This is a genomic window from Nostoc sp. UHCC 0251, from assembly GCF_034932245.1.
Classification (GTDB): Bacteria; Cyanobacteriota; Cyanobacteriia; order Cyanobacteriales; family Nostocaceae; genus Nostoc.
This window is the reverse complement of the sequence record NZ_JAYGHD010000136.1, coordinates 1-9,783: the sequence shown is the minus strand read 5'-3', so window position 1 is coordinate 9,783 and position 9,783 is coordinate 1. Positions and strand designations below refer to the sequence as shown.

Sequence of the window (9,783 nt, the reverse complement as noted above, 5' to 3'; positions counted from 1 at the left end):
CCCACAAGGGATTAATAAAATTTTGATATGCAAATTAGATGTGTTTTAGCTTACTAACCCTACCGTTGTTCCCAAAACCGCAACTCCCAAAGCCAGCCCGTATCCACAAAAGATTTTTTGCCGAATACTAAGCTGGTGGAATCTTTGTTGAACCCAGTTAAAGTATCTTAATTTAGGTATTGCAGTCATGGCATAACTCGCTGTTGAATTGTTTTAGTAGGCGGTTTTCATCAAAAACAAGAAATCCAGCCGCAAGTAGGTAAGAACACATTTGATACAAAATGCGCTCTCAGTTTATCAAAAATGACTTTTTTCTATCCTGGTTAAAAATACTGAAAGTATGAAGATTATAAGTATCTACCTCCTGAACGACATCCCACCCAGAACTTCAGTTCTGGGCTGATAGCGAAAGTCCACTCAAGTGGACTGAATTGCTTGTTTAGTCCACTTGAGTGGACTTCGGCTATTGAGACTCGGAATTCATTCCGAGGCGGGATAGAAACGCAGTGCGAGATTTAAAATTTTGTTAGTCAAGGGGATGAGCGTTGTTGGTTGAATCAAAAACTGCTTCTTACTACTCTGGTAAAAAAGACTGAAACTATTAAGATCAGAAGCATCTGCCTACTGAATACCCACTAATCTTTCCCAACCATGCCTCTGCCACGCATAGTAACGCTGATTGTTGGTCTGATCGTCATTTTGGGGCTAGCCCTATGGCTAATTGATTCCCTATCGCGCCTCTATTGGCAATTGTCCTATTCGCCGTTGCTAGGCAATTTGCTGCTGTTGCTGCTGATTATCCTTATAGGAGCGTTGGTTGCCGCTTTTGTCTATTATGTATTGGTGATTCAATCTGGGGAAAAGCGATCGCGCCGCAACCCGAAGCGAGTGACTGCGGCGCAAATTCCTGCTGCTAAATCTGATGCTGCTTCTACAACTCTCCAGGCTGTACGCCAACAGGTATCGCAAATTCAAGATGAAGTAGCACGCCAAGCTTTATTAAGTAAATCACGAGAGATTGAAGCAAATCTAGCACGGGGTGAGATTCAAGTAGTAGTATTTGGTACAGGGAGTGCTGGCAAAACTTCCCTAGTTAATGCAATTATGGGACGCATGGTCGGTCAGGTAGATGCACCTATGGGTACAACCCAGGTTGGAGAAACTTATTGTCTGCGGTTGAAGGGATTAGAACGCAAGATTTTAATTACAGATACGCCAGGAATTTTAGAAGCGGGTGTGGCGGGAACGGAACGGGAACAAATGGCGCGAGAACTGGCGACAGAAGCAGATTTACTGTTGTTTGTGGTGGATAACGACTTACGGCGTTCAGAATATGAGCCACTGCGGGGGTTGGCAGAAATTGGTAAGCGATCGCTCCTAGTTCTCAACAAAACTGATTTATATACAGATGAAGATAAAGAAGCCATCCTTGCACGGTTGCGTCAACGGGTACGGGGATTTATTGCAACTAATGATGTGGTAGCGATCGCAGCTAATCCCCAATCTGCACAATTAGAAACTGGTGAAACTTTCCAGCCGGAACCCGATATTGTGCCTTTGCTGCGGCGCACGGCTGCTGTTTTACGCGCCGAAGGTGAAGATTTGGTGGCAGATAATATTCTTTTGCAATCTCTGCGATTGGGAGACGAGGCGCGAAAACTCATCGATGGCCAGCGTCGCCGTCAAGCTGACAAAATTGTAGAACGCTTTCAGTGGATTGGTGCTGGTGTAGTATCAGTCACGCCTATACCAGTCGTAGATTTGCTGGCGACAGCTGCTGTTAATGCTCAAATGGTTGTAGAAATTGGCAGAGTATATGGCTGTGAATTGAATATGGAACGGGGACGAGAGTTAGCCCTTTCTTTAGCGAAAACCATCGCCAGTTTGGGCATTGTTAAAGGAGCAATTCAATTATTATCTACAGCTTTGCAACTCAATGTTGCCACCTTTATTATTGGTAGGGCAATCCAAGGTGTGACAGCAGCTTATTTAACGCGAATTGCTGGTAAAAGTTTTATTGAATATTTCCGTCATGACCAAGATTGGGGTGATGGTGGAATGACAGAAGTTGTGCAGCGACAGTTTCAAATTAATCGCAGAGATGAATTTATTAAGGCTTTTATTCAAGAAGCGATCGCACGGGTAGTAAAGCCTTTACAAGATAAATCTGAGGTGGTTGAACATGATGAAGAAGTCAATAGTTAAATAATTGAAAATTCAAAAATAAATGTGCTTACTGTTAAACAGTCCTAAATCATTTAGCGATGCCTGCGGCGGGCGTAGCTATCGCACGCAACACCTGCCCAACTTCTTGTGTTTCATATATAGTAAGCTTTTTGCGATTTTCTAAACGTCGAACTCACGTTAAATTACACTACTGTGCTTTAACAGTCAAAAAAACGAACCTTTTCTTAACTGTTTCAGCGGACAGTTGAACATACCTCTACACCTGATTACTTGATGTGTAATATCCAGTCATAACAATTGGAAGAAATACGGAATTTTGCAGACTAATTCAGCTAATGGTGGTAGTATCTTCACTAATCAAAGTGTAATTGCCTGTTTGAAGATGTTTTATCAGTCTAATCATCCGAATTAGCGGTATTAGACTGATAAAACCAGTCTCATAAATAGTTTGCCTACTACAAAATCTGACTGGCGGGAAATCCTATATTTATCCTTGCCAGAACAACACTTTGTTGCAAATGACATCTGACAGCAGCCAAGAGAGCTAACCGCTTCAGGTAGCGGTTGCGCTTGAGCTAGTCTTTAAGCTTTTGTGTCATGCCCCAAGTGGGAAATCTCAATTTTTAGTTATCAGAGCGAGGTAAGAAAAATGCAAAATAAATCTGCTCAAATAAGGAATATTTTCAAGGTACTGGCGGTAATTCTGGTTATACTTGGTATCTACACTGCTCAGTCTGCTATGGCTAGCGATCAGACTTTCACAAAGGCCAGTCTTCAGGGAAATTATGCCTATGTCAACAACAGTGCTAATGTTGCCAGCTTAGGACCGATAATCTTCGATGGAAAAGGTGGACTAACTGTGGACCTCATAGCGAACTTACCGTGTAGCAATCCCATTCCTAATTGTTCTAGAAACATTAACGATCTTCCCCCGGTGGCGAATGGAACTTATTCGGTGGCAACAAATGGTACAGGTGTTGCTACGATCCCTTTCTCTACCGGCACGGTTACATATAATTTTATAATCTCCGAGACTCAGAAAAAAGGAAGAATACTCCTAGCAACCCAGGTTTTTGCGATTGGTCAAAAAGGAGGATTGGCAGGGCAGTTAATCGCTCCCACATGGAGTCGAATATCAGACTAAGGATGGAGCAAGCATAGCCGAGTAGAGTGAGCAAGACTGAAGCCTTGTCCACTCTAACGGTTTTTGTGACACTGATATATCCTTTTGTTACTGTGCTGTTAGCTGTTGATTTTTTCTCTTGCTTTCCCCAACATTTTCACGTAATTTATCAGTTTCACTACTGGCTTTTATTGTTGGCTGAGTTTCAACACGTGTTTCTGATGACGGATTGTTTTCGTCCTCAGTTCAGTATCAAAATTTTAGTCATTTATTTCTAAAATATTCCGGAAACAGGAGGAAACGTTAGAAAAACTAATTAAAAAGACTTACTGAGTAACCAGGTCATGAGCTACCACATAATCGGTAAATTACTACAAGGGCGTTACCAAATTATCCAAAGCCTGGGTGCAGGGGTGTTTGGACAAACATATATTGCTGTAGACGTAGATTATCCACAGAATCCCAAATGCGTTGTTAAGCAAATTAAAGTTAGCAGTTCCGAATCCGGCTACTTGGACTTAGAGATGCTGAGGTTACTGTTTCTGACTGAAACTGAAACCCTCAAACTTCTGGGAAGCCATGACCAAATTCCTGAATTTATCGCCTGCTTTGAAGAAAATCAGCGATTTTATTTAGTTCAAGAGCGCATTGAAGGACATGCGCTGGCTGCGGAATTACCCATTGTTCAACAGTGGGGGTCTGTCTGGAGTGAAAGCGAAGTTGTAGAATTTCTGATAGATGTCTTAGGTATTCTGGAATTTGTTCATTCTCAAGGCGTGATCCATTGTGATATCAAACCAGAAAACTTGATTAGACGTAATAGCGATGGCAAGTTGGTTTTGATTGACTTTGGCTCAATCCAGTCGATCGATTTTGGCATAGGTGCGGAATTGCCGATTTATAGAATTCCCGTTACTTCATTAGGATATATACCGCCAGAGCAATTTATTGGTCAAACACAGCCCAACAGTGATATTTATGCTTTGGGTATGATTGCCATCCAGGCTTTAACTGGGTTAGAACCACTACAATTAAAAGCTGATCCTTATACTAATGAAATTATTTGGCGTTCTGAAACCACGCCAGTTAACGATTATCTAGCTGCTGTTCTCAGCCAAATGATCCGCTACGATTACCAAAACCGCTTTCAATCTGCGGGTGAGGTACTGCGGGTACTCAAACAAATAATATGGGAACCTCAGCCATCAGAAATATTAGAAACAGATGATCAATTTCCTTTAGAGGCGATTGAAGATGATAATTGTCAAAATTTTACATCTGCAAAATCATCGCCGTTATTAACAGGAATGAAAGTAGGGCTGGCGGCTAATTCTTTATTGATGGGATTTGGTGTATATTCTTTAATTAATGCTGCACCTGCATATTCAGAAACAGAAACTTTATCAAAAGCCACAAAAGAATATCAAGCAGGGGATTTGCAAGAAGCGATCGCACTAGTTAAATCAATTCCTTCCCACAGTAATGTTTATCCAGAAGCGCAAGCCACAATTGAAAAATGGCAAGAGCAATGGCAAGTAGCTGCACAGCAATACCAAATAGCTCAAACAGCTTTTCAAGAGAGTAAATGGTCAGATGTTCTTGATGCTGTTGCTAAAATTCCAAATATTTTATATTGGCAATCTAAAACAGATACACTAGTTCAGCAAGCTTCCGTAAATATTGAACTACAGACGCAAGATTTATTAGCAAAAGCTTATGAAAGCGCCCAGATAAAAGATTTCTCTACTGCATTACAATATCTGCGGCAAATTCCTAAAGAAAGTCGTGCGGGTGCTTTAGTTCAAGACAAGCTAGCTGAGTACAATCGCAAGCGGCAGATCAGAGCAGCTTACTTTTTACAGAAAGCTTATAAGAAAGCATTTGTTGGTGATTTTGATCAGGCTGTAAAATTTCTCCGAAATATTCCCAACGATACTCTAGTTTATGCTCAAGCTCAAATTAAATTGAATGAGTATACTCAAAAGCAACGTTTTGTGGCTAACAATCAAAAGATAGCTTCTGCAAAAATAAAAAATTCTTTTGCCTCTAAAAACTCAGCTAATAGGATTGAATCTCTTCAAGGAGGAAACTACCTGCAAGAGGTGAATATTCGTAGTTACAGCAATTTGTAGATGCATAGACTTGTTACATAGAACAATTTTAAAATGCGAGTAGGGGCACAATATATTGTGCCCCTATGCGTGTAGTCTATTCATCAGTCGGGGTTTAAATCCCCATCTGTTCGCGTAGCGTGCCGTAGGCAAAATGTCTTTAATGCAATAATTTTGAATTTTGAATTGTTAACGGATGGGTAGTTCAATGATAAACTCTATCCCTTCACCTGATTTAGAATTGTATGTGAGCTTGCCGTGATGATTATTAACCACAATTTGGTAAGCAATAGATAGACCAAGCCCTGTTCCTTTACCAACGGGTTTTGTTGTGTAAAAAGCATCGAATATTTTTGTTGGATATGCTTCATTTATACCTGAGCCATTGTCGGCAATTCTTAAAATGACTTGCTCTCCAATTGCCTCAGTTTTAATTTTAATAACTCCAGGATTTTGATAAACTGTTTCAATATCTTTATTTTTATACTTTTCTTCAATTGCATCGATCGCATTACAAATTAAATTCATAAAAACCTGATTAATTTCCCCAGGAAAACACTCAACAAGTGGCAAGCTTCCATATTCTTTGACTAATTTTATGGTTGGCTGATGAGCATTATATTTAAAGCGATGCCCCAGAATGAGTAATGTACTATCTAACCCTTCATGCAAGTTAACTAGTTTTTTACCCGCTTCTCTGTGTCGTGAAAAGTTGTTTAAATATGACACAATTTCAGTAACACGATCTGTACCAACTTGCATGGATTGAATAATTTTAGATAAATCATTTAACAAAAAGTTGAGATCGCTTTTTTGAATCGCGGTTTTAATTTCATCTGGTGGATTGGGTAGATATTTTTGATAAAGATATAGTAAACTAACCACCTCCTGTACATACTGTTCAACAAAATTTAAGTTACCAGCTATAAAATTGATGGGATTGTTAACTTCATGAGCAATTCCTGCTGTGATTTGACCTAAAGCTGCTACCTTTTCTGCTTGAATAAGTTGAGTTTGAGTCTGTTCTAATTCGGTGTTTTTAGCGATTAAGGTTTGGGTCAAATTTCTCAGCTTGAGATGATTTTCAATCCGTACTAAGACTTCTTCATGCTGAAAAGGTTTGGTAATGTAGTCTACGGCTCCCAATTGCAAACCTTTGATTTTATCAGCAGTTTCTGAGAGGGCTGTCATAAAAATGACCGGAATATCTTGGAGACGAGGATTGCTTTTTAGCTGTTTACAGGTTTCAAAACCATCTATACCGGGCATCATGACATCCAGCAAGATTAAATCAGGTAAATCATCATTTTCTAATCGCTGAATGGCTCTCTCGCCGCTCCGTGCTGCCCAAACTTCAAAACTAGACTGATCCAGAAAGCTGGATAAAACTTGTAAATTAGCAGGGTTATCGTCAACGACTAAAATAATTCCCTTAGAAAAAGTGTAATTTATAGGATTTTTTTGATCTTTAATAGTAGTTTTCATGCTGTTTCTATTGCATATTGAGTCAAGAAGTTGAGGATTAAATCTTCATCAAATTGTCTTGCTAGTTGCCTTATTTCGCTAGCAAATGGCGCGAGGGTTATGTCTGTTTCCTCCAGTTGATCGGCCCACTTGAGAATGGCATTAAAGTTACCTTTACTGGCTAAGGCGACTAGTTCCTGCAACACTTGGGGGGAAGGAGAGGTTAATTGAGTAGATTGGCTATTTGCTGTTGCTTCTTTGGCTTTTTCTACATCAGGCTGAGATTGCTTGTAAATCCATACCAAATTTAAGTATTTTTCTAGTTGATCCAATAATTCATTTACATGTATAGGTTTGGTTAAGAAGGCGTTACCTCCAGCTTGCAGACTGCGATGTTTGTCGGCTTCAAAGACACTAGCGGAAGAGACGATAATCAATACATCCTTAATTTCTGGAGTGTGACGCAGGTGTTCAATTAATTCAAACCCATTCATTTCTGGCATCAGTAAATCTGTGATAATTAAGTCTGGCTTGAGGGCGATCGCTATTTCTAAACCTTCTTTACCATTGCTGGCTTCAACTACATTAAAACCCAGTGGTTGCAGTAAGTTTGTAATCACTGTCCGATTCTCCCAGCGATCGTCAACCATTAGGATGGTGTAGGGGCCACCCTCAAAGCCAATGATTTGTTTCTCTGATGATGCGTAGGCGTAGCCCGTCGTAGACATCGCAGATTGTAGCCAGTCAGTCGCTTCGGGAATCTCCAACTCAAACCAGAAGCTACTCCCCTGACCGATCTGACTCTTAACATGGATATCGCTACCCATCATCTGTACTAACTGTCGAGTAATGGCTAAACCCAATCCTGTACCTTCAGCTTGGCGATTTTTATCACCCACTTGTTCAAATGGCAAGAAAATTTTGCTTAATTCTGCGAGAGTTATACCAATTCCCGTATCTTCTACGGTGCATCGAAGGCGATGTTTCACTATTTGTCGATCGCTGGAAGGTTGATCGATTACTTCAATATTGAAAGTAACCTGACCTTCATCTGTAAATTTGATCGCATTTCCCAACAGATTTAATAGCACCTGACGTAATCTTTTGACATCAACATGAACCCCTATAGGCAAGTTGATTGCGGATTTATAGACAAACAAAATGCCTTTTTGTTTTGCTCGAATCTGGCATATTTCCACAATTACTTGGAGAAAAGAGGGAAAATGCACATCAACCGGATGCAGTTCTAGCTTTTTTGCTTCAATTTTAGAGAGATCCAAAATGTCATTAATTAAAGTCAGCAAATGAGAGCCGCATTGTTCAATAATATTGACGTGATATCGCTCTTGATTAGGTAAAGCTGGGGAACGCAGCAAAATTTGGGCACAGCCAAGAATGCCATTCAAGGGCGTTCGCAGTTCATGACTCATGTTAGCTAAAAATTCACTTTTAGCATGGTTGGCTGTATCAGCCGCAGCTTTAGATTTTTTTAGTTCAGTTTGTTCAAATGCTTGCACTTGCCACAAGACAGTAATCATGGTAACTGTCAATCCACCAACAATTAAGGCGATTAAATCGAGGAATTGCAATCGAGATTCGATATTTTCGCGGGGAATCACCAAAGCCACAGACCAATTAGCGGCTTGCAACGGCAGATAAGCTACATACTTTTTAGTGCCGTCAATTTCCATTAACTCAATTCCCTGTTGTTTGTTTACCATCTGCTGGGCGATCGCATTTAAATTGCGATCGCCAATTTTTAGCAGGCTGGGTGCAGGCTTTTCTACGGTTGACATTAACGCCGAGTTAGGATGGACAATCGCCTGTCCTTGGGAATTGAGGGCGAAAGCATAGCTATTCGCACCGTAGTAAAGGGAGTTGACAACATCTGCAATGTGATCGACTTTCACATTGCCGTGGAAGACCCCGATCGGTGAACTACTGTTAGCAAAATTTGACGAGATCGGGGTGGCGATCGCAATTAAAGGAATTCCTGTAGAACGGCTAATAAAGGGATCAGAAATATTGCTCTTTCCCGCAATTGCTTTTTGAAAGAAATCCCGATCCTGAATATTTTTATTTGATCGACCAACTTTTGTATTGGAAAACGAACCATCTGGATTAACTATTTGGAAAAAGAAAAATTCATTAATTCGCTTGACTTCTGCCTTTAAATAGGGTTCTGCCACAGACCAGTTTAAGGAGTGTACAGTTGAAGTATTAGCTAGGGCTTCTACCTCCACTTGACGAACGTGTAACCACTCCTCAATTTCAGCACTCCCTCTCTGTACCTCTAAAAAAGCGCTATGTCTCAAATCTTTGAGCATCATATTTCTAGCGGCTTGATAGCTAAAATAAGCAGAAATACTGACTATAAGGGTAGTGCCGCCAAGAATAAATCGAATTAGTAAATTTCGTGAGGGATGAATTTCTCTGTTAAGGTTGGAGTTGGCTCGTATCAAGTGTTAGCTCCTTAATCGCATAGTTCGGCAAGAAAAAATTCTAGGTTATCTTTAGATTGCCCAAGAAACTATTGATGCTCACAGTTTTTGATAAAATAATTAATAAATTTATAATAACGGCGTGTATTATAAGTTTTTATTTGATATTCTTTAAAATCAACTAAAATTCCAATTATTGGCTATAAGAAGTGTTGCTAACAATTCGGAATTCTAAATTGTTAATGTGCTAGTACTGCAAGGACGTTCGGCGAAGCTCAGTCGAGCCGCGGAAGTCAAAAAGCTTTAATTTTGCGCTTTCTGGCTGTAATGAAATGGTAGCTTTATTTACGCCGTGCTGTACTAGTACGGCGTAAATAGAGCAACCATTTAAAATCCTTAAAAAGCTTATTCCATAATACTTTTGACTTTTGACTTTTGACTTTTGACTTCCGCCTTG

The 9,783-nt window shown here is 40.1% G+C and carries 5 protein-coding genes and 1 pseudogene; 3 read left to right on the top strand and 3 right to left on the bottom strand.

Going from position 1 to position 9,783, the window contains the following annotated elements:
- Window positions 1-651: 651 nt before the first annotated feature.
- The 3 genes from VB740_RS15190 to VB740_RS15180 all read left to right on the top strand — a co-directional run bounded on the left by VB740_RS15190 (window position 652) and on the right by VB740_RS15180 (window position 5,442).
- Window positions 652-2,205 (top strand): GTP-binding protein, encoded by a 1,554-nt coding sequence (locus VB740_RS15190; protein WP_323200815.1) that lies wholly within the window; start codon window positions 652-654, stop codon window positions 2,203-2,205.
- A 631-nt stretch (window positions 2,206-2,836) separates the two neighbouring features.
- Window positions 2,837-3,331 (top strand): hypothetical protein, encoded by a 495-nt coding sequence (locus VB740_RS15185; protein ID WP_323200814.1) that lies wholly within the window; start codon window positions 2,837-2,839, stop codon window positions 3,329-3,331.
- A gap of 323 nt (window positions 3,332-3,654) precedes the next feature.
- Entirely contained in the window at window positions 3,655-5,442 is a 1,788-nt protein-coding gene (locus VB740_RS15180) for a serine/threonine-protein kinase (RefSeq protein WP_323200813.1), read from the top strand.
- Window positions 5,443-5,610: 168 nt separating this feature from the next.
- On the opposite strand, the gene VB740_RS15175 is transcribed toward VB740_RS15180, so the two are convergent.
- From VB740_RS15175 to VB740_RS15165, 3 genes and pseudogenes are all read right to left on the bottom strand, one after another.
- Window positions 5,611-6,906, bottom strand: a complete 1,296-nt coding sequence (locus tag VB740_RS15175) for a response regulator (RefSeq protein ID WP_323200812.1) — start codon at window positions 6,904-6,906, stop codon at window positions 5,611-5,613.
- Window positions 6,903-9,347, bottom strand: a complete 2,445-nt coding sequence (locus VB740_RS15170) for a hybrid sensor histidine kinase/response regulator (protein ID WP_323200811.1) — start codon at window positions 9,345-9,347, stop codon at window positions 6,903-6,905. Before VB740_RS15170 ends, VB740_RS15175 begins: the two co-directional genes overlap by 4 nt.
- Before the next feature lie 226 nt (window positions 9,348-9,573).
- A pseudogene (locus VB740_RS15165) lies at window positions 9,574-9,783 on the bottom strand (hypothetical protein); the annotation flags it as partial.

Bases quoted from the DNA above. Each gene is read 5' to 3' on its own strand.
- VB740_RS15190 (WP_323200815.1), top strand. From the start codon at position 652: ATGCCTCTGCCACGCATAGTAACGCTGATTGTTGGTCTGATCGTCATT.
- VB740_RS15185 (WP_323200814.1), top strand. From the start codon at position 2,837: ATGCAAAATAAATCTGCTCAAATAAGGAATATTTTCAAGGTACTGGCG.
- VB740_RS15180 (WP_323200813.1), top strand. From the start codon at position 3,655: ATGAGCTACCACATAATCGGTAAATTACTACAAGGGCGTTACCAAATT.
- VB740_RS15175 (WP_323200812.1), bottom strand. From the start codon at position 6,906: ATGAAAACTACTATTAAAGATCAAAAAAATCCTATAAATTACACTTTT.